The sequence below is a fragment of the Nostoc sp. genome, assembly GCF_036919555.1.
In the GTDB taxonomy this organism is placed as follows: Bacteria; Cyanobacteriota; Cyanobacteriia; order Cyanobacteriales; family Nostocaceae; genus Nostoc.
Map to the genome: position 1 here is coordinate 71,759 of NZ_JBALCS010000021.1, position 26,063 is coordinate 97,821.

Consider the following 26,063-nt stretch of genomic DNA (forward strand, 5'->3'; position numbering starts at 1 on the left):
CTATTAGCTTTGTATTTCTGCGTTTTAATAATGCAGATATAATATATATTTGCGGTTTATTAACCATAAAACCATCAAGAAGAATACAGAATTCAAAATTAATTAGTGAAATATTCAGATCCAAAACTTTAGTTGTTAAGCAGTAAGTCATAGATTTAGTGGGGATCTAAATCCACTTTTCTATCCTTCAGTCACATAGAATTCCGAAGTTGAATTCTATCAGGACTTAGGCAAAAAGGTAGTGAAAGCCTTGATTTACCGTAGGGGCAATTCATGTAGACGCATACTCCTACGGAGAAGCAAGCTACGCGGAGCGTCTCGTAGAGAAGCGGCTTAAGGCAAGGTATTGCCCCTACATTTCGTACTTGATGCGTAAGTCCTATCTATTTGACTGAATTCTTTCTTCACTAAAGAATTGTAGGCTGGGCAGTACCTGCCCATGATCAACGTCAACAAACTCAAGCCTTAACCGCTATTTGTTTGTATGTTGCCAAAGCCTGCGCTACACAATGATCCATGTTGAGATACTTGTATGTAGCTAGCCGTCCCACAAAATGCACCCCTGGCTTTACCTCAGCCAGCGCTTTGTATTGTTTGTAAATTTCCTGATTTTCAGGACGTGGCACGGGATAATAAGGATCGCCCTCTGCTTTGGGAAACTCGTAAACAATACTAGTTTTGGAGTGTTCCTGTCCAGTCAGGTACTTAAATTCGGTGACACGGGTATAGAGCTGTTCGTTCGGATAGTTAATCACTGGCGCTGACTGAAACACAGGGGTGTGATGCGTTTCGTGTTTAAAATCTAGTGAGCGATAAGGTAGTTTACCGTAGCGATAATCAAAAAATTCATCAACTGGGCCAGTGTAAACCATTTCGCGGCAAGGTATTCCTTTCTGGATTTCACGGTAATCAGTGTTGAGCATTAGCTTGATATTCGGATGATTTAGCATATTCTCGAACATCCGGGTAAAGCCGTGCAGTGGCATTGCTTGGTAACTATCCGTGAAATATCGACTGTCGCGGTTAGTACGGGTGGGAATTCGGGCAATTACTGTTTTGTCAAGTTCCGATGGATCGAGTCCCCATTGTTTACGCGTGTAATTTCGGAAGAACTTTTCGTAAAGTACCTGACCGACTTTACTGATGACTACATCTTCAGAGGTACGGATATCTTCTCTCGGTTCTGCAACCGACTGAAAAAACTCTTCCGCCTGGAATGAATTGAGGTTCATTCCATAGAGTTTGTTGATGGTGTCAAGGTTAATGGGGATGGGAAGGAGTTGTCCATCTACGCTGGCTAGAACATGATGCTCGTAAGCACGCCAGGGAGTAAACTGTGAGAGGTATTCAAAAACTTCGCGTGAGTTGGTGTGAAAGATATGGGGGCCGTATTTATGTACGAGAATACCGTGGTTATCGTAATGGTCGTAAGCATTACCACCGATGTGGTTACGCTTATCCACAACCAATACTTTTTTACTAGAGTTTCTCGCCAAACGTTCAGCTAGAACGCTCCCAGAGAACCCCGCACCGACAACTAAGTAATCAAATAAAAACTCTCTGGTAATGATGCTTGGTGCTTCTGGGATATTTGTTGAGATATGAGATTTGCCATTTGTACCATTAACTGTGGCATCTTGTGTGCTAGCGATCGCAGACTCTATCAACTGCATCATTGATCCCCAAGTCCGATCCCAAGAAATTTGCTCTAAAAAGGCATCTACCCGATTCAACCATCCTGATACTGGAGTATCTTCTTGCATTGCCTGTTCTGCGGCAGTGACGAACTCTTCAGGAGTGTCTGCAATTCGTACTAACTTCAAATCTCCATAGGGGCGTACTACGTCTTGAATTGAGGTAGATACTACTGGTTTACCTGCGGCAAGATACTCTGGAGTCTTAGTTGGACTAATAAAGCGTGTTGATTCGTTTCGCGCAAACGGCAACATTGCCAAATTCCAACCCGCCAGATATGCAGGTAACTCTTTATAGTCTTTACTACCGAGGTAATGAATATTTTCATGCTGTGGCAAAATTGCTGGGTCAATTTTCACAACTGGTCCAATTATTATTAAATGCCAATCAGGGCGAGCCTCGGCAATCCCAGCCAGCAGTTCAATATCCATCCGTTCGTCAATCACACCAAAGAATCCAAGACGAGGATGAGGAATATTTGCTTGGTCGGCTGGTTCTTCTTTAAAAGTTCTTGCTTGTCCAAAGTGGGCTACATCTACGCTACTAGGAAATGCATAAATGTTTGAGTGCTGATTCACCTTGTTTTCGTAAAGGCTTTGTCCCCCTATAAACACTAAGTCTGCACGACGAAACAGTTCTGCTTCGTAGTTTTTTAAAGTCGGTGATGCTCCCTTAAAGGCAGACAATTCATCCATGCAATCATATATAACTGCTTGGGGTTGCAAATGACATGTCCAAGCGATCGCCATTGGAGTGTAATACCAACAAATGTACTTGTTGATGCTATGCTCTATAAACAAACCATTAATCAACACTTGTAAATCTGCGTTTATTGCTTCCTCGCTCAGACCTTCTGGTAAGTGTGGTACAACAACAATAACTCCACTATCATCTTGGCTGACATTCAATCGCCCCAATGGCTCCTGCCTAAAAATTGGCTCCTCGATAAAGAACACCCGCTTTCCTTGAGCGCAGCGGCTTAGAAGATGTTGTGGTCTTTGATAAACGAAATTCCAACGCAAATGAGATAGGCAAACTATATCAGGTGTATCTGTAAATTTTTTGGTTCGGGAAGTTTTATTGAGTGAGGATAAATTCAGCGATGATGTCTTTAATGATTGGAATTTGGCTGGTTCCGATAGCTTTGCTTCACTCAGCTTTGGCGACACAATATGACTGACGTCGTTACTAGCACCGTTATTTTCTACTTGCATATTGCTTGACATAAATAATAATTAACTCAACTTTCCGAATATTGGAATAACAAGTTTGATTCCTCTTATAAGTATTTTTAATATTTGCTTTTTTTGCCCGGTTATTCATCTATCTAAATAAATGATAATCGACTCCTTTTTTATTCTTAGGTATGAATTTTTTCTCAATTAACAGATACCAGTCTCTGCCAAATTTTACTAAAGCCATAACCTTGTGTATGCCGAAAGGCTGATATTGAAATTCAGCGTTGTGAGCAGCGCTTGAAACGGGCATTTTCCATCAAACACATTATGGCTAATTTGTACAGTGCGTAAGTCCTAATTTCATTACTAAACCTAACAATTGAAAAAAATTGGTTTCCGATTATTACCGCATGGCTAGAAACACAATTTACCTCGAAAAAAATCATTTATGTAGTAATTCGTACAAGTTGGGGAGCCACTGTTTTGGACGGCTCTGCCGACGAGCTTTGCATGTGGCGTCTTGTCTAAATCTATTCATGATTAGCATCTGGCAGAGAAGACGCAGAGGATGCAAGAAGAAAGAAATGCTTAACTGAACTGTATTGCATTAAGTGCAAGTTTAGGGAGAATTGGCATTACTCAAGTAGTAGTGCCATAAAAGTCTTGCAGCAACTGCTCGCCACGGTCGCCAGTGCTGTGTCATTGCTTCCAGTTGAACTGGTGTTGGCCGCGTCGCCAATCCTTTGAGTTTTTGTAGAGCGATCGCGATCGCTAAATCGCCTTTGGGAAAGACATCAGGACGTTGCAGCGCCATTAGCAAATAAATATCAACTGTCCAGTCTCCTATCCCTTTGAGACACTTTAGCTCAGTTCTGATCGCAGTTTCATCCATTCTTTCCAGCTTGCTGAGGTCAAGCTGACCACAAGCGATCGCATTCGCCAACCCACGACAGTATAGAATCTTTTGCCGACTGAATCCAATCCCTCTCAATTGAACATCATCCAATGTCAGAAAATTTTCTGGTGTTAACGATACAACAACCCCACATAGCCGATTAAATACAGCCCTTGCAGCCGCTACCGAAACTTGCTGTTCCAGAATTATGCACAACAGCGTTGCAAAACCCGGTTCTCTTAACCACATAGGTGGAGATCCAAGTGTTTCTAAAATTCGAGCCAAATCGCTATCAAGATTGGCAAGCACCAGCAAACCACGGGTTAGACTTTCTTCAGTCAGCGATTCTAGTTCAGGTGTTTGAGTCATCTTTGCTCAATTTCGATTCTTGTACAAGCAGTTTTTGTTTGCGCTCAATCCCCCAGTGATAACCACCAAGACTGCCATCACTCCGTAATACACGATGACATGGTACAATCAGCGCTATCGGATTAGCTCCACAAGCATTTCCCACCGCGCGGACTGCCTGTGGCTTGGCAATATTACGAGCGATATCGGCATAGGTGCGGGTTTCGCCATAGGGAATTTTCTGTAATGCTTGCCAGACTTGTTTTTGAAATGCTGTCCCACGGACATCAAGTGGTAAATCGAGATGTCTTTCATCTCCCGCAATCAAGTCGAGGATTGCCTGTATCCATTCCTTGTGTGTCTGGTCATCACGCATGATGTGCGCTTGGTAAAATTCTTGGTTCAAAATCTGTTCAAGCTTGTCTGCTTCATCACCTAGTTTAACGGCACAGATACCCTTTTCTGTAGTTGCCACAAGCAAATATCCTAGTGGACATAGAGCGATCGCATAAACAATGCTGATTGTCTTTCCAGCTTGTTGGTAAGTCTTTGGTGTCATTCCTAGTTGCTTAGGTGCTTTCTCATACAGTTGACTACTTGAACCATACCCCGTGTCGTAAACTGCATGAGCAATTTCTTCGCCTGACTGGAGACGCTGCTTCAATCGCTGGCTACGCAGTGCATCTGCATATTGAAAGGGCGATACGCCAATTATTTGCTTAAATATCCTTTGCAGATAACTGGGACTCATTCCCACCTGAGAGCATAATTCCGCGAGAGTTGGGATGCGATCGCCTTGTGCTTCAATGTATCGACATACTGCTAAAACTTTCGCTTTCCCTGGATTTGGAACTGTTTCAGATTGTGGCTGACAGCGTTTACAAGGCCGAAAACCTGCAATCTCAGCCTCTTGTGCCGACTGGAAGAAACAAACTTGATGACGATTTGGTCTGCGACTAGGGCAAATCGGTCGGCAATAAACGCCTGTAGAGCGAACACCGTAGAAAAACTTGCCGTCAATTGTGGGATCTTGATTGAGAACTGCTTGCCAAAGAGTTTCTTCCAAAAGTTGTGTCTGTTGTAATTGCATTGATGCCTCCTTGGATGTATTGCAAAGTATCCCCACTTTGGAGTGCCTATTATTAGTTTTTGTCTTTAGGTAAAACTAGATTAAATGTATCGATAAACTACTTTCTATCTGATTGTTGCGATCAAACTTGATTATCTCAGTTTTTTAATCTACCAACTCGCTGAACGGGTGTTCACTGCTCGATCAAACCGGGAACCTTAAATTAGGTCAACACAGGGGAATTTTTATGAGTGGTGGTATTTACCTGATTCAGGATAATTGTCAATTAGTTGAAATGAAGGAAGAACCCTATGAATCAGAGGATGGGCTGCAAAAGCTACTATCTGACTATCCGAGTTTGTTAGCAGGAGAACAAATAGACAGTGCTGCACCAAGACGCTGGTTGTTAATCTCACGGGAGATAGCAATACCAGATAGCGAAAACAGTGCTGGACGTTGGGCGCTCGATCATTTATTTCTCGACCAAGATGGAATTCCTACTATCGTAGAAGTTAAACGCAGCACCGATACCCGGATTCGGCGAGAAGTGGTTGGCCAGATGCTTGACTATGCAGCTAATGCGGTAGTTTATTGGTCAATTGAGAAAATCTGTGCCCAGTTTGAAGCTAATTCCAATGCTGAACAGCTACTAATGGATTTAATTGGCAACGAAGAGGCTGATTTAGAAAAGTTTTGGCAACAAGTCAAAACCAACTTGCAATTAGGTAAAGTCCGTCTCGTCTTTGTGGCTGATAAGATTCCTGCTGAACTTCAGAGGATAGTCGAGTTTTTAAATCGGCAAATGAGTCCGGCACATGTGTTGGCAGTAGAGATTAAACAATATGTGGGCTAGGGTTTGAAAACTTTGGTTCCTAGAGTGATTGGTCAAACTAAGAGTACTTCCCTACCTCCTCTAGAGAAAAGACAATGGGATGCATCAACTTTCATGAAAGAAGTTAAGACTAAATACAGTCCAAAAGCCGCTCAGGTAGCCAGTCTGATTCTAGAATGGGCGACTCTTCAAACCTTGCAGATTCAATGGGGTACAGGTAAAAGTCAGGGTTCTTTTGTTCCTAAATTTAATTACAAGGGAAAAAATCACACTTTTTTCCGAGTTTGGAGTAATGCCACTGTAGAAATTTGTGCCTACCAGCCACCATTCGATTTAGAAGAGAAGAAAGCAGAACTTCTGACTCGATTTAAGTCTGTCGTAGGAACATCAATTTCTATTAATCCTTATTGCTGGTATATTCCCTTTTCTCCTCTGAATGATGAGATGGTTCTCAGAGAGTTTTTGGAAGTACTTGTCTGGGCTATTCGTGAAATTAAATTATCATAATCTTCTACTATAGCAATCCTAAATCATTTGTGAGAATTGCAACCCACAGATCCTCGACTTCGTAAAAGTTGTCGGGGATCTTTTTTCTGTGCGTTTGATTCAGGGTAGGCGAATTATATCATGTCCGCATAATTAGTTATGATTCACACAGTCATTGCACCCTACCCCGCCAAAGCTACGCTTTGTCTCCCCTCGTCGCTCTTCGAGAGGGGATTAAGGCTGGGGTGTTTGGGACTTTTGCAAGAGGTCTTTTGTCTCCCCTCCCCGCCGGCGGGGAGGGGATTAAGGGGTGGGGTTCTTCGGGGTTAATAAGCAATCAAGCGGACATGATATTACTCACCAAATTTCCGCCAAATCTAAAATAAATCCTGGCAAAACATCTTCTCCCGATAGAGCTTTAGGACTTTGAAAAATCTCAACTTCTCGATTGGGACGATAAATTTCTACCTGCTGCTGCCCTCTATTAATTAACCAGCCCAATCTTGCGCCATTCTCCATGTATTCCCTCATTTTGGCTCGCGTTTTTTCTAAGGAATCACTAGGAGACATTAACTCAACCACAAAATCGGGACACAAAGGAGCAAATCTTTCTTTTTCTGCTTCGCTCAAAGCATTCCACCGTTCCATTTTCACCCAAGACGCATCTGGAGAACGCTCTGCACCGTTGGGAAGTTTGAAACCACCAGAAGAGTCAAAAGATTTCCCTAGTTTATTTTGACGACTCCAAACTCTTAATTGATAAGTTAAATCAGCATTCCGGTCACTAGTACTACTCCCCGTAGGTGGCATAATAATTAATTCCCCTGAAGCCGTCCGCTCAAACTTTAAGTCTCGATTATTTTGACAAAGCTGAAAAAATTGCTCGTCAGTCAGGTCGATGTTTAATTCGAGGATAGGAGGTAAACTGACGGTGGTAGTATTCATGCTATCAGTTTGGGGAGAAGCAATATATCTATTCTAGTAGTTTGTCAAGTCAACTATGCTGGGTAAATAAGTTTGTAGTCAGGATTTTAGTCCTTAACTGATTCGCTTTTTGACATCTTTGACAACTGGTTCACCCGATTGGGTGAATGCGATGGCCTCATCAGGAACTACTCTGAAAGAAGGTACTATAGCAATCCGAATTGAAACGTGAGAAAATACTGAGATTAAAAGTACGTATTTTAAAGCCTTTCAGCGATTTTCTCTCTCACGAATGATTTAGGATTGCTATATTTTGATTCTGTTAGCAATTATGCCCACAGAATTAAAACTGTTAAATTGGTTATTCTAGCTTTTTATTGTACATCAATAGCTTGTCTATCAAAGGGTCAAAGAGTGGATGAAACCGTTGTAAAATGGCTGTATGCACCAAATTGCCAGCAAGAGGCTATTAACCTGATCTCAAAAATTGCTGTCAATTTACCAGGAATGATTTTCCAAATTCTGCAACGGCAGGATGGCTCTGTGTTTGTCCCTTATGTTAGTTCTGGTTGTCAATATTTGTATGAATTAGAACCAGAAGCTTTACAGGCAGACTTCCAGGTGCTAAACAAACTAATTCATCCACAGGATATAAAAGCTTTTACAGAATCTATTATTGTTTGTAGAACCACTCTGACACCTTGGCATTGGGAAGGTCGCATCATTACGCCTAGTGGCAAACTTAAGTGGATTCAAGGGACTTCGCAAGCCGAATTACAAGAAACAGGCGATGTTCTTTGGAATGGCTTAGTTATGGATATTACAGACCGAAAACAAGCCCAAGAAAAATTGCTTGAGAGTGAGGCGCGGTATAAAGCAATTTTGGATGCTATCCCCGATTTGATGTTTCGCATCAGCCGTGATGGTGAGTATCTAGATTTGAAAAGTGAGGGAGAAAATATCACTCTTTCGAGAGAAGAAATAGTTGGAAAAAATTTGCAAGAGTTATTGCCTAGTGATGTTGCGGCGATTAGCCAAGTAGCGATCGCTAAAACTTTAGATTCTGGAACTTTGCAAACTTGCGAATATCAACTACCAATGCCTTTGGGAGTGAGAGATTATGAGGCGCGGTTGGTAGTGAGTGGTCAAGATGAGATACTAGCAATTGTACGAGATATTACAGAACGCAAACAAGCTGAAGTCAGCTTACAAAATCTTGCTAAAAAATTTTCTAAAGCTTTTAGTTGCAGCCCCGATTCAATTACTATTAGTACGCTGCAAGAAGGACGCTTTATCGAAGTTAACGACAGTTTTGTGAAACTCTCAGGTTATGAGCGAGATGAGGTGATTGGTAAAACTGCTTTTGAGTTAAATCTTTGGTTACACGATCGCGATCGCCTGAATTTGTTACAGGAGTTGCAAGCCACAGGAGTTGTTAGCAACTTGGAATTTGAATTTCGGCAAAAGTCTGGGAAGATAATTACAGCACTGCTTTCAGCCGAAATCATTGATTTGAATGGTAACAAGAGCATCCTAGCAGTGCATCACAACATTACAGAACGCAAACAGGTAGAAGCGCAATTACGACTTTCTGCACAACGCGATCGCTTATTAGCAGAAACTTTAGTAAGAATTCGGTCTTCGCTTAACTTAGAGCAAATTCTCCAAACCACCGTGACGGAAGTCAGACAATTTCTACAAGCAGATCGAGTTTTCATTGGTTTAAATAATGCCAATTTAGGAGTCAGAACTATTGCCGAATCGGTAGATCCCAAGTATCCATCAGTCTCCGGTTGGTCTACTAATGATGAAGCTTATTTACAAGAATTGAGAAACTTACTAAAAGATAATCTTGTCCGTGTCATTGAAGATATAACAAAAATATCAGTATCTCCCAGAGTAAAAGCACACTGTCGAAAATTCCAAACGCAGGCTACTTTGGCTGTACCAATTATGCTAAACAACGAATTATTTGGGGCATTAATTGCCAATCAATGCTCAGGTTCGCGTCATTGGCAGCCAATAGAAATTGATTTGTTACAGCAGATGTCAGAACAGGTAGCGATCGCCATTCAGCAAAGCCAGATATGCCAAAAACTAGCAGAACTTAACACTAATCTAGAATACCAAGTACAAGAGCGGACAGCACAGTTGCAGCAGAAAATGCAAGAAGTTGAAAAATTGCATCGCGTCAAAGATGTTGTTTTACATACGGTTGCTCACGATTTACGAACTTCGGTGATGGGTAACTTGATGGTGTTAAAGAATTTGTTAAATCAGGGAGTGGGGAGTGGGGGAGTGGGGGAGCAGGGGAGCAGGGGAGCAGAATTAATAACCAATGCCCAATGCCCAATGCCCCATGCCCATTACCCCTTATCCCCAGAGGGGTCCCCACCTTCCCCAATTCAAGTATCTCGCTCAATCATCGAGCGGATGATTCAAGGCAATGATCGCCAACTGACGATGATTAATTCATTGTTAGAAATTAATTCCTGTGAAAAACAAGGTATTGAAATCAAGCCCGAACCTGTGCAAATTAGCACCCTACTGGGAGGAATATTCGCCCAGTTGGAACCCATACTGACACAAAATCAAGCGACTCTGAAGAACTTGCTTCCCGTAGATTTACCGTTAGTAATGGCAGATGCGACTCGGTTGCAGAAAGTTTTGGCACATTTAATAACACATAGCTTGCAAAATAATCCACCAGGATTAAATTTGACTATGAGTGTCACCGTTGAAGCTGGAATGATTCGCACTCAGATTCAAGATGACGGCGTGGTAATGAGTAAAGTAGAGTGCGATCGCCTGTTTGATCTGCATGTTCGCGATCCCCAAGATTCTTGTTCTACAAGCATTGGCTTAAAAATGTATCTTTGTCGAAAAATTATCAAGGCACATGGTGGTAAAATTGGTGTTATTAGTAACCGCAAGCGCGGGTTAACTTTCTGGTTTACATTACCTCTAGCAACTTCATCGGCAACAAATCGCCCATAAATCACCAAAAAGTGCGAGAGTAAATAACCAGTAAGGGAAACACTCTCGACAGTATGGGCAAAGTTGCTCGGATGCAAATGTCTACTCAATTTACAACAGTGCAAAGGTGGTGGAGAAGAACCTTTTCTGCACCAACAACAGATGAAATGACTACTCTTTACAAAGCTTGGCGTAACCGTTTTTTGTGGCAGAGATTACATTTCTGGTTATCGCTGGTGCTGATTTGTCTGTTGTCTTTTACTTTGCGAGACATTTACGGCTTGTTTTTCCCTTTAAAGGAGTTGGAAAGGCTGCCAGAAGTACTTAGAGCTAAAAGCCTTGTAATCAATGTTGCAATGGTTATAAGTATAATTATTTGCTTTGCCTTACATAAAACTAAGTTAGGTCGCCATCGTCCAGATTTATTATTTTTGGGGTCTTCTTGGTCAATTAGTCTAGCATCGCAGTTGTTTGCAACCATCAGGGGTTTCGCACTACCCGACACCATCGGTTGGTCGCTGCTATTTTTAAGCCAAGCTATATTAATGCCAGTCTGCTGGATTCTTCACTTGCTGACTCAAGTGAGTGTGCTGATTTACTATTTTGGTGTAAATACGGCACTTGGGCTAAAAACACCAATCCCCGACCACCCAGAAATATATAATGTAACCTTCATTTTATACATATCTTGGTTTTGTATTATATGTGATATCGGTGTTTATCTGTACGATCGCCTGCAACGTTCTGAGTTTTACGCCCGTCAAGAACTAGAATCTGCGTACCAAAAGCTTAAGGTTGCAGAAACTAAATATCGCAGCATTTTTGAAAACGCTGTTGAAGGGATCTTTCAAAGCAGTCCCGATGGACGTTACATTACGGCAAATCCTGCTTTAGCACGCATTTATGGCTACTCCTTAGCGGAGGAGGTGACAGCAAATTTCACTGATATAGAACAATTGTACGTTGATCCGAACCGCCGCATAGAATTTGTGCGCCTGATGGAAAAGTATGGCAGGGTTTCCGAGTTCGAGTCCCAAATTTATCGCCGAGACGGGAGTATTGTCTGGATTTCGGAAAAAGCCTATGCAATCTATGACGAACATCTTAAACTGCTTTACTACGAAGGTTTGATTGAAGATATTACCCAACGCAAACAAACTGAAGAAGAACTACGAATATTTTTCCATGCAGTTTCCCACGACTTACGCAACCCAGTGCTGGGTACTTTAATGGTGCTGAAAAATTTGCTTGCACGTCCAGAGGAAAATATTTCGATTTCACGCTCAATTTTAGAGCGGATGATTCAAAGTAGCGATCGCCAACTGAACTTAATTAATTCGTTGATGGAAGCTCATGTCAGCGAAGTCCGAGGTGTTATTTTACAACGCCAACCCGTACAATTACTGTCAGTTGTCGAAGCTGCGATCGCAGATTTAGAGCCATTGCTAGAGCAAAATCAAGCCAAGCTGACAAATCTGGTATCCGCAGATTTACCATTGGTAAATGCTGATCCCACGCAACTATGGCGAGTTTTTTCTAACTTAATCGTCAACGCTCTGAAACACAATCCCCCGGAATTCGTTTTGACAATCAACGCTACCCGTAAGGATGACATGATTTATTGTACTGTTAGTGATAACGGCGTGGGAATTAGTCAACAACAAAGTGATCGGCTTTTTGACCTTTACTTTCGGGGTGCAAGTATCGGCAATTCTGTAGGCTTGGGATTGGGCTTGTATCTGTGTAAGCAAATCATCAATGCTCACGGCGGCGAAATTGGTGTAAACAGTGCATTAGATGCAGGCGCAACCTTCTGGTTTACATTACCTATTAGCTGACCGAATTTTAGATTTTAAATTTGGGAAAATGGAATTGAAGATTCTTGCATCCGTATATTAGTGACAAAAGTAACCATTCAAACGTGACTTTTGACACAGGTGTGTGCCTGATTATTCCGATTATATTGAGAATATACAAATCAAGCAATGCAAGGGTAAACGATATATGAACCGCTTAAAATCTATTCTTCTTGGAAGCTTATTAGCAGCTGCTTCAATTGCTGCTCTTTCTCAAAATGCTAATGCTGCTGAATTTAAATCTGAGCATGAGCGTTTTAATCGTAATACTGTAGCTGTTAATAACAGTAAAATTCAACGCGAACGTCAAGTGCGTGAACAACGCGCTCGTGAATTGCGCGAACGTCAAGCTCGTGAACAACGCGCTCGTGAATTACGTGAACGTCAAGCCCGTGAACAACGCGCTCGTGAATTGCGTCAACGTCAAGCTCATTTTAATCACTAAGCTGAAAATTTTCCCTCATATTACGTTAGGAGAGTAGCAATATTCTCCTTTTTTATTTGTATAAATCTGCTCAAATTAATGCCTAAATAATGTGAATCAAGTAGTTGCTAAAAAAATTAGGCGCTTTTTCTGCAAATTCTGAGTAAAAGTACATAAATAAATGCGATCGCTCAAATAGATGTAGATGCGATCGCATGAAGTCAAATTAAGACTATTACTTAGTACAACATTTCATTAATTCATAGCGAATTCTCAGCGTACCTCTGTGCTTTCCTCTGCGACGGCAGTCGCTCATGGGGGAAACCCCAAGACTGCGCTGCCTTCCCTTTGCGTTTAAACTTCAACCCTCAATTCGCCACGATTTTACGCAAAGCTGTACTTAGTAAGATCACCTTTTTGTAGTATAGCAACCGCCGTGGCGGTTAGGACGCTAGAGATAAGATATGCTCCATCGCATCCCGTAGACACTTACATTAGAAGCTAGGCTTTTAGCGATGGAATTAGTGTAAGTTACTAGAGAGTTTTTAGAGAACATGATTGAGAAGACTTGTTAAGTTACACAGGACTTACGTAAGTAGCTGTAAAGTGTAAAAAAGCCGATGCCTACGGCGAGGTTTGCTAACACAGATAATTATATGTTGAGATAGAATCAATACAAATCAATAATTAAGGAGCAAGAACGTGCAAGCCATACTTTTAAGCCGCGAAGAAGTTGCACGACGTGCGAAAGAACTATACGAAAATAGCATTCGTCAACAAGTGGAACGAGAAGAAAACATCGGTAAGATGGTGATTATTGATATAGAAACAGGTGAATACGCAGTTGACAAAATAGGTATAGAATCAGCGCAATATTTACGTAATAAACATCCATTTGCTCGACTTTTTGGTATTCGCATTGGTTACAAAGTTGCTGCTTCCTTCAGTGGTGAGATGGAGCGTGATTATCGGTGATTTCTGGTATTGTCAAAAACGGACGCGCAACCGTTAATATCATATTTCGACTGCCCAATCAACCAGATTTTACTATTGAATTTGTTATCGATACAGGTTTTACAGAGTTTCTTTCCCTACCCCCAACAGCAGTTACTCTGTTGGGTTTTCCTTTTGTATATGATATGTATGCAAATTTAGCTAACAATAGTAATGTAATCTTGCCAGTACATCAAGCTACCATTATTTGGTGGAATGGAGAAGAACGGGAAGTGAATGTACTTGCTACAGGAGGGTTACCTCTATTAGGAATTGCTTTACTTGATAAGCATGAACTTGTCATACAGTTTATCGAGGGTGGTTTAGTAACAATTTATAAATTGTAGTTGCTTTCTGGATATATCGACTTTCTATCAACAGCAATGATAATTATTACCCCAAGGATTTGAATAGGATTTAAAATTTTAGCTTTATGTTTACTAGGTAAAATCTATTAATAGGCAGATAAAAATCAATATTCAAAAAACGGTAGAAGACAAAACTTATCTGCCGTTTTTTTGTTGTCTACCAATACGAAAAACACAAACAGCAGATAAATCTAACTTTATCCTTTCTATAATTTCTGCTTCACTGTTAATTATGCTCTGTCTGCGGGAAAACTAAAAATAGGCGTTTAAGTCGCTGTAAGCAGTTGAGTAAAAGTTAGGCAAAGCATGGATGGCAATTAGAAGCGTTCAGCACTTTGGCGAAGTTGCAGGCCGTAGTCTTGATCTCTGGCGGCAACTTGTAGGTAGAAAGGTTACTCATAATCAATTTGGAGAAGGAATAGTTAAGGATATACAAGGTGTTTGGTTAGATATATATGTCTTATTTAAAGCTCAACAATGGAGTGAAAAGTTTGATAGACCTCAATTTTTACGACAATTCAATCAAATAGATCCTCCTATCAATCTAATTTCACCCGAAGAAATGCGGAGACAGGAAAAAGAAGAACAGCAACGGCAATGGCGAAAAGAATATAAGCAAGGCAAAGCAAAGCGCAGAGAAGAAAAAAGGCTACAGCTTATAAAAATAGAAGAAGAACGACAAAAACGCGCTCGTTACGAAGCAGAAAAGCAGACTTTATACAAGAGCCTAAAAGACCAATTTGAGCAAAACTTTCTCAATGTTGATAACTTCTATCAAACTAAATGTACTAAATGCATATCATTTGAAGAGTACCAAGCTGAAAAGTTAAGTTATGTGCAATCTTGGGTAGAGCAATATTTGAACTCCTCACCTGACCTTGAGCAAGCAGCAGCAATTGGTGCTGTGGAAGATCATATACAAGTAGTAGCACGGGCTGGAAGTGGCAAAACTTCAACTTTGGTAAATCGAGCTTTGTTTTTACAAAAACATTGTAGTGTTGCACCAAATGAAATGTTGCTTTTAGCCTTTAATCGCAAAGCTGCGGAGGAGATAAAAGAACGGCTCACTATACAGTTACAAAGCTCTATTCCTCATGTAATGACTTTCCATGCATTAGCATACGCTTTAGTTCATCATGAAGAAAGCATTCTTTTCAATGAACGAGATGGACAACAAAATAAAGCCCAAGCTTTACAAACTGTGATTGATAAGCATCGCCATAACCCAGATGTTTATAAAAAAATTCGTATCTTAATGATGGCACATTTTCGTGAAGATTGGGAACGCATCGCTTGGGATGGCTACGATAAAAGTCCTGAAGAAATGTTGCGTTACCGTCGCTCATTACCAAGAGAAGGTCTTGATGGAAAGTATTATAAGTCTTTTGGCAAGAAAGTAATTGCAAATTTTTTATTGGAACACAATATTACATACAAGTACGAGCGTAATTTCTGGTGGGATGGCATTAATTACCGCCCTGATTTTACGATTGTTACTGGAGAAAATCAAGGGATAGTTATTGAATATTTTGGACTAGAAGGTGATCCAGATTACGATATAATGTCAGAACAAAAACGAGAATATTGGCAAAATCATCGGAACTGGCATTTTGTGGAATTATCCCCAACAACCCTCAGATTTGAGGGAGTAGAAGATTTTTGTGCTTTACTTAAGCGATGCCTTGAAAGTTATGGTATGAAGTGCGATCGCTTGAGTGAAGATGAGATTTGGAAGAAAATTAGACTTAGAGCTATAGACCGCTTTACCAAAGTAGTAGAAGGATTTATCCAGCGTTGTCGTAAACTGTCCCTCAGTTCAAAAGAGCTAGCTAAAATGGTTGATAACCATAACTCTATTAGTGATGTTGAGCAACGTTTTTTAGAACTGGCACAAAAATTTTATCAGTCCTATTTACAACACCTTCAGGCAACAGGTGAGGATGATTTTGATGGACTAATGCAAAAAGCTGCCGCAGTTATCGCATCAGGGCAAACTATATTTCGCCGCAAATCTGGCACTGGCGATTTAAAGTCTTTTAAATACGTACTAATTGATGAATATCAAGATTTCTCAGAACTCTTCCATCATTTAATAGAAGCAATTAGAGAACAAAATCCTCAAACGCAATTTTTCTGTGTTGGTGATGACTGGCAAGCAATTAATGGCTTTGCTGGTTCTGACCTTCGCTTTTACCAAAATTTCGCACAATTTTTCCAGCCTTCGCAAAAACTCAATATTGCGACTAATTACCGTTCAGCTACTTCAATTGTCAATATCGGTAATACATTGATGCAGGGATTGGGTACTCATGCTCGTGCCCATAAAAGCATATTTGGAACAGTTGAGATTGCCGACATAGGACAATTTGATCCAACTCAAAAGGAACAAGATGAGCACCCAGGGGACAGTATAACACCTGCCATATTGCGCCTAGTAGACAATATTATCAAAGATCGAAAAAACGTGGTTTTACTCAGCAGAAAGAATAGTTTGCCTTGGTATGTGAATTATGGTAAACGAACATCAAAAGATGGCGGACTCGACAGCTTCTTAAACTTGTTACACTCCTACGTTCCTGAAGAATCAAGAGATGCTGTAACTATATCAACTGCTCACAAGTATAAAGGTCTTCAGAAAGATGTTGTTATAATACTCGATGCTGTCCCTCGTTGTTACCCATTAATACACCCCGATTTGATGTTCAGCCGTGTTTTTGGCGATACCATTGAGCGAGTAATTGATGAGGAGCGTCGTCTTTTTTACGTTGCCTTAACTCGTGCAGTAGAGCATTTATTTATTGTTACAGAAACGAAAAACTTGTCACCTTTCGTTGAGGAATTAAAAAGTAGGACAAGAATTAACTTACTTGATTGGTTAGATTATCCGCCTTTTGTTGGAAGCATACAGCACATTACTGTTAAAGTCGGCAATCAGGCTGGAAAAGGTGGAAACGGTACTTATGCGATTAAAGATTTGCTCAACGCCGAAGGCTATAGCTGGAGGACAATTAAATGGTCAGCTTGGTGTTGTACCTTTCCTGCACAAGATTTCTCAATACAACAATATTTTGATAACGCTCAGTGGATTTCTCAGGCTGCTGGTATTGAGGTGCGATTTTATGACGATTTAGAGAATATGCTAGCGAAGTATTATGTTGACTCTGGACAATGTATTGCGGTAATTAATAATATTCCTGAAATCGATTTACATATAAACCCTTGGTAAAAATTGGAGCAAAGATTAGAGCCGTGAACTAAAGGGTTCCTATCCCTTTTGGGCATAGCTCTAATTTCTCTTGAAGATGAAGTGCGATAGATGTATGTGAAAAAAAATTATTTTTCACAAATCAGATAGGATTCCTATATTAATAATATTGAGTCTCGAAGTAGCCTATTTACCGCAGCTACCTCAAGCATTATATTAATCAATTAACAAAAGCTAAATCTCAACTACTCAACTGCAACAATTGGTTATTTGGCTGAGTAGCTTCATTGCTCATTACTCGTTGGAGAACTGCTTCTCTGATGTTGACAAACATTTCACTACTTCTATCTCGCGGGCGTGAAAGTCTCACAGGCAAATCTAGAGAAATCTGTCCTTTTTCAATCACTATCACTCGGTCTGCCAACGCCACAGCCTCTTCCACATCATGAGTAACCAAAAACGCAGTAAATCTTCGCTCTTGCCACAAGTTTTCAATTAAATGCTGCATCTCTAGGCGAGTTAGAGCATCCAATGCTCCCAAAGGTTCATCTAGCAACAACAAACGGGGCTGACTGACTAACGCTCTTGCCAATGATACCCGTTGCCGTTGTCCACCAGATAAAACATATGGCCACTCATCAGCCCGATCTTTGAGTCCGACTTTATTGAGTGCCCACAAAGCTTTTTCACGCCAATTACCTTCCAAGCCCAACCCCACGTTCTCAACAACGCGCTTCCACGGCAGCAAGCGGGGGTCTTGAAACATCACTGTTACGGAACGGCTGAGTCTACGCAGGGGTTCTCCATCCAGTAGTATTCCGCCTGAAGTTGCTTTATCTAATCCTGACACAAGACGCAATAAGGTACTCTTACCGCAACCACTACGTCCAACAATAGCGACAAACTCACCTGCTTCAACTTCTAAATTCAGCGAGTTTAAAACAGTTTTCTTGCCAAAAGTCTTTGTCAAATCCAAAATACTTAGTTGTGTTCCTTGTACATTTGAACTCACTTGCAAAACCTCCATTTTTAGGACAATCGGGATTTAATTATTTGATCAGACGTTGAAGAAAGTAAATCACACTCAAAATCACCAAAGTAAAAAGTTAAAATCAAGATTTCTCAACTTTTTACTTTGGTGATTTTGGCATTCATGACTTTTGATAATTGGGGTTCCAAGCCAAGAATTTTGTTTCTAATCCTCTGGCAAAAGCATCTGCTAATTTACCCAGCAGTGCATAGATCACAATACTCAAGACGACAACATCAGTTTGCATAAACTCACGGGCATTCATTGCCATATAACCAAGACCGGAATCTGCCGCGATCGTTTCTGCCACAATTAGTGTCAGCCACATAATCCCCAAGGAAAAACGGACACCAATGAGAATCGAAGACAAGGCTCCTGGAAAAATAATTTGCCACAGAAGTTGTGGTGTTTTCAATCCATAGACTTTTCCCATCTCAATCAATCCAGGGTCAACACTACGGATGCCATGAAATGTATTGAGATATAATGGGAAAAATACCCCTATAGATACTAGAAATAATCTAGCTTGCTCGCCAATTCCAAACCAGAGAATCACTAGCGGAATTAATGCCAAATTAGGGATAGTGCGGAGCATTTGCAGGGAACTATCTAATAACTTTTCGGCTACAGGGGAAAAACCATTGAGCAATCCCAAGCCGAAACCAATGCTGCCACCAATTATAAAACCAGATATCGCCCGCCCAGCACTAATTCCGATATTTTGAAACAGTTCTCCAGTTGATCCTAGTTTAATGGCTGTAGCAATTACGCCACTAGGGGCTGGTAAAATTCTGCTTGAAAGTAAACCAGTTCTGGAAGCAAGTTCCCAAAGTATTAGTACTAAAAGAGGGACAATCCAGGGAACTATTTTCTGGAGGCGCGGGTTTTCTAACACCTCGCTCAGGGATATATTATTATTGCTTTTGGTGGGTTTAAAGGTAATAGTCATCGAATTTTAGATTTTAGATTGTTCACAAGATGAATCTCGAAGCATCGCCAACATAATTCGTAATTTGCTCTTTAATTACGAATTATTAGGTCATGAGGCACTCGTTAGTTGTTTAGCAAATTTTTCATTGGTGACGATTTCGCTAACAGTACTCAAGACTGGTGGCGTTAAAGGTGCAGATTCGCTCTGCAAAGGTAGACGTGGAAATAATAATTCAGCAGTGCGATACGCTTCTTCTAAATGGGGATATCCAGAAAAAACGAAAGTTTCTATGCCTAAATTGCGATATTCCAGCATCCTCGCGGCAACCGTGTCGGGATCTCCAACTAGGGCTGTACCAGCACCACACCGCACCAATCCAATTCCTGTCCACAGGTTGGGGCTAATCTCTAAGGTTTTTCGACTACCACCATGTAGTTGACTCATGCGCTGCTGTCCTTCAGAATCAGAACTAGAAAAGTCTTTCTGAGCTTTGGCGATCGCATCCTCATCCACATACTTAATTAGCTCATTGGCAGCATCCCAAGCCGCAGATTCGGTTTCTCGCACAATTACATGCAAGCGAATCCCAAAACGGACTGTTCTACCTTGTTCAGCCGCCAGTTGCCGAACTTCAGCAATCTTTTGGGCTACTTGCTGTGGTGGTTCGCCCCAAGTCAGGTAAACATCAATGTGTTTCGCAGCAACTCGCTTGGCAGCAGCAGATGAGCCACCAAACCACAAGGGTGGATAGGGTTTTTGAACTGGTGGAAATAAAAGCTTACCGCCTTTAATATCCAGGTAGTTTCCTTTAAAATCGACTGTTTCTCCACTGACGATACCCCGCCAAACTGTGAGAAATTCATCGGTTAAATCATAGCGATCGTCATGACTAAGATGTAAACCATCGCCAGCGAGTTGCACCGGATCGCCACCTGTCACCACATTAATCAACAATCTTCCTTTAGAAATTCGGTCAAATGTTGCTGCCATCCGTGCAGCAGCACCTGGGGAAGTAATTCCTGGGCGAATTGCCACGAGAAATTTCATCTGCTTGGTGACAGAGATAAAAGCGGCGGCGGTGATCCAAGCATCTTCACAAGAACTCCCTGTGGGTAACAATGCGCCTGTATAGCCCAAATTGTCTACAGCTTGGGCAATTTGCTGCAAATAATCAGGTGTGACAACACGAGAACCAATATCTGTGCCTAAATAGCGTCCGTCATGAGATCCAGTAGGAATAAACCAGAGAATTTGCATATTTATCAGGGTATGAAATTAAATTTACGATTTTCCGATCTAATTACCGTAGTATTTAGTCAAAATCTTATCCGACATTATATAAAAATCAAACCTAATTTAACCATTAGTAAAAAATGGCTGCCTGAACAACTAACCCCTTAGTCACCAATTTTGACACTATTGTAACGGAATGACTGTGTTGGAAAATACAAGTTTTCACTTAGTAAGCCACATTTCAGGAGTGCAAAGGAGCCACTGTGTTGCGGTGAGTCCAGCGCCGTAGGCGACTGGCGAACCTGAAGGGAGGGTTCCCACCGATTCGGTTTTTCGCTTTGCCCAGACTTCTCTTCGACCACGTAGGGGCTACCTTTTTTCATTCGTTTTTACCGACTGATGCCTCGACAATTTTACCAATTTCTGCTTGGGCGGCAGCAACGAGAACAGATCCCTCAAGCACGATACAGGTAATTATTGGATTTTTAGGTATTATTGTAGGGTTTTTCTTGGGTATATTTTCTCAACTAACCTAAGAATAGTTTTAGATATTTGCGGAAATAGCTGATAGTGTTGTAAATTTTATCACTTACACTAATGAAGTTAGCTTAAGTAATTTATCAACATTAAAGTTAAGACACAACTGCCATGCAATGTATATTTCAGAATGCCAAAAGACTAATTTCAATTTGCTTACTTACACTGCTCATAGTGACTAGCGCTCTGACAATTTCACCTGCTCCAGCTAGGGCAGATTTTGTAATTGTTAAATGTGAACAGGGTAGTGACTGTGGAAATCTTGCGGCATTTGCTGCGGGAATGGTTTCGGGCAGCGCGGTAACGCTGATTGCTACGGGACACGCAGCAACTCTAGCAGTGGCAGGGGCTACGTTTAGTTCAGCAGCAGCGGCTGCAAGTGGAACTATAGCCGCCGCGGGTGCTGCGGTTGGTTTAGTAGCAGCTCCGGTATTAGTTCCAGTAGCCGCAACAGTAGCAGTTGGCTATGTTGGATACGGCGCATGGAAAGCTCTTAACCACAGTGAACCAAACCCTTGAATTTATTTGATTACAAGAGTTGTGCAAGATTAAATTTAAACTTTGCACAGCACCTCTGGGACAAATATTATTTTTAGCCCTTTGATAAACTTATCGAAGGGCTTTTACTGTTTAAAAACCTGCCGCACCTCTTCTCTCTTCCTCAGTGTTCTCTGCGCCTCTGTGGTTCTTTCTCCTCAATCTCCATAAGTAACCATTAGAGAAACTTAAATGCGTAGGCGCAGCCCGCCGTAGGCATCGCTCTTAAATCCATCCAGAACAGAGGTGCTTGAAAGGTAGATTACAAGCTGATTTCAGCAGATTATGTTTCCATGACTATGATATAATTGCAGGAGAGCAACTGTTCAAAATTTCAGTTAATAGTTTTTTGTAGCGAGTGAACAATGAACATTGCCGCCAAGATTTAAGTCTTTTCTTAAAATGAATTCATACACTGAAACAGAATTCTTTGTTGGTGCTATTCCGTACCAAATGTACGTTCAATATTACCGGCCGAGTCAAGACCAAAATTCAGTTCCTATTGTGCTTTTACATGGCGCATTTCATACAGGTACTTGCTTTGTGAAAACACCCGATAATCGCCAAGGTTGGGCAGCATATCTGGCAGAATAAGGCTGCCAAACTTATATTGTTGACTGGCCAGGGCATGGTCGATCGGGTTTTGTTCCAGACTTCCCCGTGATGTCATATCAACGGGTAATCGATGCTACAGTGGCGCTACTCCAACAGATTGGCCCGGCTGTGATTCTTACCCACAGTATGTCTGGTGTCGTTGGTTGGCAGACAGCACAAACTCATCCCAAACTTGTTAAAGCTATTATAGGCATTGCATCAAGTCCACCAGCCAATCTATTACCAGTTATCACAAAAAACTCTTCTTTGGCTTTTCCCGAAGACCGTCCACGTATCCAGTCGCGTGAAGATACTAAAAAGTACTTTACCAACTCAGATACTTTTCCGCAACAGGCATTTGAAAATTACTTTTGCAGTTTGGTCGCTGAGAGTGCGCGGATTAGCAACGAACGCAGAAATGTTGAACGAGGAGGGTTTTATATTTGCGACCCTCAGATACTATTTGATATTCCCATCTGTGTGATTACAGGCGACCAAGACCCGCGCCATCCTCGTGAGACAGACGCAGAAACTGCAAAATATTTCCGGGGTGATTTTATTTGGCTTCCTGAAGTTGGACTCCCTGGCCACGGTCATCTGCAAATGCTTGAACACGGTAACTTAGCGATCGCTGACCTGTTTATCAATTGGCTAAAGAGCAAAGGTTTATAGTTGCTGACTTTTCACGGTATCTGGAAAACCTACCCATGAGAGAGGGGCTAGGTCTTTCGTAGGCTTTTCCACATGACCTGAATTGTCAGCTATAGTTGAAAGCTTCAAAAAAAAACAAGTGACACAAAACTCTAAAACAGGCGCAGCATTTATTGCAGGCGGAACCATAGCAGGCGTTAGTGTTTCCGCAACAGTCGGCGGGATGGGACTAGCAGGCGGATTTGGCGCTGTTAGCATTGGTACAACTCCAGTAGTCAGTGCTGGCGCTGTGGTTGGTGCAGCTGCTTATGGCGCTTTTAAAGCGATCGCACAAGGAGATGTTGCTGCGATCGCTACAATGGGAATTGGTGCAGTCGGCGGTGCTGGTGTTTATAGCGTCGTCGGTGGTATGGGTTTAGTCGCACCTAAAGTAGGTCTGGCATTTGGTATTGGTGCAGTACCGATGGTGGGAATTGGTGCAGTAGTAGGACTCGCCGCCTATGGTATTGCCAAACTGTTAGATGAATCTGGAATTAGCGAAACTCCAGCAGAGCTTTTTGAGCGGATGGAGGAGAAAGTTTTGCTGATGGATACCTATTCAGAAGCAGTGATGGAATTAGAAGCATTTTTATCTGGTGAGGATTTCAACCAAAAATTTACTGCTTTAGAAGCTGAGGATGAGTTGCAGGCACTCAAAGTTAAATTAAAGAAAAAATCAGAATTTGTTACCCCTAAACCTTCTACTCCCAATATTGAACCAGAAATAATATCTCTGATAACCCAGCTACCTGAAACCTGGAGATGTGTACGCACACTCAAAGGTCACTTAGCGGCAGTTAATGCGATCGCTATCAGTCCTGATGGTACTACCTTGGTTAGTGGCAGTGATGACAGACAAGTTTATATGTGGAACTTGAAAACAGGAAAATGGCTTTACACCTTCTCTGGACAAGCAGAGGCCGTTTTATCTGTTGCTATCAGCCCTGATGGACAGCAAATTGCAAGTGGCAGTGTCGATCGCAAAATCAGCAGTTGGCAGATGGACACAAGAAAATTTCACCAGACATTATTTTATTTAAACTCTCCCTATAGTCATAATGGCTTTGTTAACTCGGTAGCCTACAGTCCTGATGGGGCAATTATTGTTAGTGGTGCTGACGATAAGACGATTAGAATTTGGGGACGCTATACCGGAACAATAAAACTTACCTTGAATGGACACTCAGATGCAGTTTTGTCTGTCACCATTAGTCCCGATGGTAAAATCCTTGCAAGTGGTAGCGCTGATAAAACTATTAGGCTTTGGGATGTCAAAACTTGGCAACAGCGCTATATTTTCACTGAACATTTGGGAGCAGTAAATACATTTGCCATCAGTCTTAACAGTCAAACTCTTATTAGTGGTAGCACAGACGCCACAATAAAGCTGTGGAATCTCCAAACTGGAGAATTACTCAGTACTCTAGTTGGACACTCAGGGGCGGTTTTGTCTGTTGCCATCAGCCCTGATGGAAAAACCCTGGCCAGTGCCAGCAGAGACGGTATTATCAAACTTTGGAACCTACATACTAGGAAACTACTACAAAGTCTTTCTGGGTGTAGTCCTGTTGCTTTCAGTCCTGATGGCAAGACGCTGCTAAGTGGCGGTAATGGTGCAAGCATCAAGATTTGGAGTCAAGTGCAAAGCTTTAATAAATTTAATCTCGACTCCGTATTATCTGGGGAATGGTGGGAAGTTTTGGGTGTAGAGCAAAGTGATAATGCCAATGTTGTTAAACTTGCCTATCGTCGATTAGCAAGATTGTATCATCCTGATGTCAACAGTTCTGCGATCGCAATTGCCTCAATGCAAGCAATTAATCAAGCTTATAAAGAATTCCAGGAGCAGTTAAACACTCACAAATATATTAACTTTGATAAATAAGTTGCCTCACATCCTCTGTTACTACTAACTGGGATAGTTGTGGGTGGTGCGGGAATTGCGATCGCGCGAGAGTTAAACAAGCGTCCTTAGTTGCAGTTGGTTATTGATAATACAAGAGGGGTAGATTTTATTTACTCCCAGACCTGTATAATACCCGTGATGTCTTTCAAATTTATCAGTTTCCAGGCAAGATGCTAGTCAAAATATGAACAACAATATTACCATCCTTAAGCGACCTTTAAAACTAGGCTGTGGGGCAGAATTGCCAAATCGTATAGCTAAAGCTGCCATGAACGAACAGTTAGCTGACGAGCAAAACAGCCCGACAATGGAAATGATCCGCTTGTATAAGCGATGGGCATTGGGAGGAGCAGGTTTGATGATTACAGGTAATGTCATGATTGCTCGGACAGCTTTGGTTTTACCACGCGATGTTGTAATTGAAGATGAACGGGATCTGCTACTTCTACAAGAATGGGCAGTTGCAAGCATTGCACAAGGTGGTCATATATGGATGCAGATTAATCATCCAGGACGGCAATCACCAAGTTATTTATCACCACAGCCTGTAGCACCATCATCAATCTCACTACAACTTTCTAACAAAGAATATGCTCAACCCAGAGCATTAACTGAAGCGGAAATTAAACATCTAATCGAACGGCACATTTATACAGCAAAAGTTGCGAAAAAAGCCGGTTTTACTGGTGTGCAAATCCATGCAGCTCATGGATATCTGATTAACCAATTTTTATCGCCGCTTTCTAATCAACGTATTGATGGCTGGGGAGGAACACCCGAAAAGCGAATGCGTTTCCTTTTAGAAGTATATCAAGGAATACGTAATTCTCTTGGTCAAGATTTTCCTATTAGTGTCAAACTCAACTCCGCTGATTTTCAACGAGGTGGTTTTACTGAAGAAGAATCTATTAATGTTGTCCAAGTTTTAGAACAAGTTGGTGTTGACTTGATAGAAATCTCTGGTGGAACTTATGAAAAGCTGGCAATGATGGGACAGACAGATGTTCCCCAAAAAGAAAGTACACGCCAACGTGAAGCTTATTTTTTGGAATACGTCCGCAAAGTTCGCTCCTCAATTTCTCTACCAATTATGTTGACTGGTGGTTTTCGTTCAGCCGATGCTATGGCACAAGCAATTGAGGAAGGAAGCGTAGATGTTATCGGTTTAGCACGACCACTTGCAATTGCACCAGACCTGCCTATTGAACTTCTGACGAATCGAACTAGCGAAATTACGCTACAACCCCAAATAACACAGAGCAATGATCTAAATCAACAAGGCATACTTGAGATTATCTGGTACACACAACAAATTCATCAATTGGCAGCAGAAAGCAAGCCAGCATAGAACTATAG

At 41.5% G+C, this 26,063-nt stretch carries 20 protein-coding genes and 1 pseudogene; 13 read left to right on the forward strand and 8 right to left on the reverse strand.

Annotation, left to right across the window (positions count from 1 at the left end; translation table 11 throughout):
- Positions 1-458: 458 nt before the first annotated feature.
- The 3 genes from glf to ada form a co-directional block, all read right to left on the reverse strand.
- Positions 459-2,921, reverse strand: a complete 2,463-nt coding sequence (glf, locus tag V7K36_RS07370) for a UDP-galactopyranose mutase (protein WP_335114468.1) — start codon at positions 2,919-2,921, stop codon at positions 459-461.
- A gap of 571 nt (positions 2,922-3,492) precedes the next feature.
- Complete coding sequence (locus V7K36_RS07375) at positions 3,493-4,137, reverse strand: DNA-3-methyladenine glycosylase family protein (protein WP_335114470.1); 645 nt, start codon at positions 4,135-4,137, stop codon at positions 3,493-3,495.
- Positions 4,121-5,206, reverse strand: coding sequence for a bifunctional DNA-binding transcriptional regulator/O6-methylguanine-DNA methyltransferase Ada (gene ada, locus V7K36_RS07380; protein ID WP_335114472.1), 1,086 nt, complete (start codon positions 5,204-5,206; stop codon positions 4,121-4,123). Before ada ends, V7K36_RS07375 begins: the two co-directional genes overlap by 17 nt.
- 226 nt (positions 5,207-5,432) lie before the next feature.
- On the opposite strand from ada, the gene V7K36_RS07385 reads away from it, so the two are divergent.
- Both V7K36_RS07385 and V7K36_RS07390 read left to right on the forward strand, forming a co-directional pair.
- Entirely contained in the window at positions 5,433-6,038 is a 606-nt protein-coding gene (locus tag V7K36_RS07385; RefSeq protein WP_335114474.1) for a hypothetical protein, read from the forward strand.
- Between the two features lie 93 nt (positions 6,039-6,131).
- Entirely contained in the window at positions 6,132-6,524 is a 393-nt protein-coding gene (locus V7K36_RS07390; RefSeq protein ID WP_335114476.1) for a hypothetical protein, read from the forward strand.
- Between the two features lie 336 nt (positions 6,525-6,860).
- On the opposite strand, the gene V7K36_RS07395 is transcribed toward V7K36_RS07390, so the two are convergent.
- Positions 6,861-7,448: a Uma2 family endonuclease gene (locus V7K36_RS07395; RefSeq protein WP_335114478.1), complete on the reverse strand. Its 588-nt coding sequence runs from the start codon at positions 7,446-7,448 to the stop codon at positions 6,861-6,863.
- A 393-nt stretch (positions 7,449-7,841) separates the two neighbouring features.
- Here V7K36_RS07395 and V7K36_RS07400 point away from each other — a divergent pair, with 393 nt between their 5' ends.
- The 6 genes from V7K36_RS07400 to V7K36_RS07425 all read left to right on the forward strand — a co-directional run bounded on the left by V7K36_RS07400 (position 7,842) and on the right by V7K36_RS07425 (position 17,270).
- A complete protein-coding gene (locus tag V7K36_RS07400; protein ID WP_335114480.1) occupies positions 7,842-10,424 on the forward strand; it encodes a sensor histidine kinase in 2,583 nt (860 codons plus the stop codon).
- Between the two features lie 53 nt (positions 10,425-10,477).
- Positions 10,478-12,241, forward strand: coding sequence for a PAS domain-containing sensor histidine kinase (locus tag V7K36_RS07405; protein WP_442948444.1), 1,764 nt, complete (start codon positions 10,478-10,480; stop codon positions 12,239-12,241).
- A 166-nt stretch (positions 12,242-12,407) separates the two neighbouring features.
- Entirely contained in the window at positions 12,408-12,704 is a 297-nt protein-coding gene (locus V7K36_RS07410) for a hypothetical protein (protein WP_335114482.1), read from the forward strand.
- A 681-nt stretch (positions 12,705-13,385) separates the two neighbouring features.
- The gene (locus V7K36_RS07415) at positions 13,386-13,658 is read left to right on the forward strand and encodes a hypothetical protein (protein WP_335114484.1); all 273 of its coding nucleotides are present in this window, start codon (positions 13,386-13,388) and stop codon (positions 13,656-13,658) included.
- Entirely contained in the window at positions 13,655-14,023 is a 369-nt protein-coding gene (locus tag V7K36_RS07420; protein WP_335114486.1) for a clan AA aspartic protease, read from the forward strand. The genes V7K36_RS07415 and V7K36_RS07420 overlap by 4 nt, the downstream gene beginning before the upstream one ends.
- Positions 14,024-14,354: 331 nt before the next feature.
- Positions 14,355-17,270 (forward strand): UvrD-helicase domain-containing protein, encoded by a 2,916-nt coding sequence (locus V7K36_RS07425; RefSeq protein WP_335114488.1) that lies wholly within the window; start codon positions 14,355-14,357, stop codon positions 17,268-17,270.
- 220 nt (positions 17,271-17,490) lie between these two features.
- On the opposite strand, the gene V7K36_RS07430 is transcribed toward V7K36_RS07425, so the two are convergent.
- From V7K36_RS07430 to V7K36_RS07445, 4 genes are all read right to left on the reverse strand, one after another.
- On the reverse strand, positions 17,491-18,261 hold the full coding sequence (locus V7K36_RS07430; protein WP_334948009.1) for an ATP-binding cassette domain-containing protein: 771 nt from the start codon (positions 18,259-18,261) through the stop codon (positions 17,491-17,493).
- Positions 18,262-18,400: 139 nt separating this feature from the next.
- On the reverse strand, positions 18,401-19,228 hold the full coding sequence (locus tag V7K36_RS07435) for an ABC transporter permease subunit (protein WP_335114491.1): 828 nt from the start codon (positions 19,226-19,228) through the stop codon (positions 18,401-18,403).
- A gap of 90 nt (positions 19,229-19,318) precedes the next feature.
- Positions 19,319-20,467, reverse strand: a complete 1,149-nt coding sequence (gene ssuD / locus V7K36_RS07440) for an FMNH2-dependent alkanesulfonate monooxygenase (RefSeq protein WP_335114493.1) — start codon at positions 20,465-20,467, stop codon at positions 19,319-19,321.
- A 140-nt stretch (positions 20,468-20,607) separates the two neighbouring features.
- Entirely contained in the window at positions 20,608-20,826 is a 219-nt protein-coding gene (locus V7K36_RS07445; protein ID WP_335114495.1) for a hypothetical protein, read from the reverse strand.
- A 328-nt stretch (positions 20,827-21,154) separates the two neighbouring features.
- Here V7K36_RS07445 and V7K36_RS07450 point away from each other — a divergent pair, with 328 nt between their 5' ends.
- From V7K36_RS07450 to V7K36_RS07470, 5 genes and pseudogenes are all read left to right on the forward strand, one after another.
- Positions 21,155-21,499 (forward strand): hypothetical protein, encoded by a 345-nt coding sequence (locus V7K36_RS07450; protein WP_335114497.1) that lies wholly within the window; start codon positions 21,155-21,157, stop codon positions 21,497-21,499.
- Positions 21,500-21,919: 420 nt separating this feature from the next.
- Positions 21,920-22,111 carry a hypothetical protein gene (locus V7K36_RS07455; protein ID WP_335114499.1) on the forward strand — a complete coding sequence of 64 codons (192 nt, stop codon included), beginning with the start codon at positions 21,920-21,922 and terminating at the stop codon, positions 22,109-22,111.
- A gap of 12 nt (positions 22,112-22,123) precedes the next feature.
- A pseudogene (locus V7K36_RS07460) lies at positions 22,124-22,783 on the forward strand (alpha/beta fold hydrolase); the annotation flags it as partial.
- Positions 22,784-22,901: 118 nt separating this feature from the next.
- A complete protein-coding gene (locus V7K36_RS07465) occupies positions 22,902-24,686 on the forward strand; it encodes a DnaJ domain-containing protein (protein ID WP_335114501.1) in 1,785 nt (594 codons plus the stop codon).
- Between the two features lie 205 nt (positions 24,687-24,891).
- On the forward strand, positions 24,892-26,055 hold the full coding sequence (locus V7K36_RS07470) for an NADH:flavin oxidoreductase/NADH oxidase family protein (RefSeq protein WP_335114503.1): 1,164 nt from the start codon (positions 24,892-24,894) through the stop codon (positions 26,053-26,055).
- Positions 26,056-26,063: the final 8 nt, after the last annotated feature.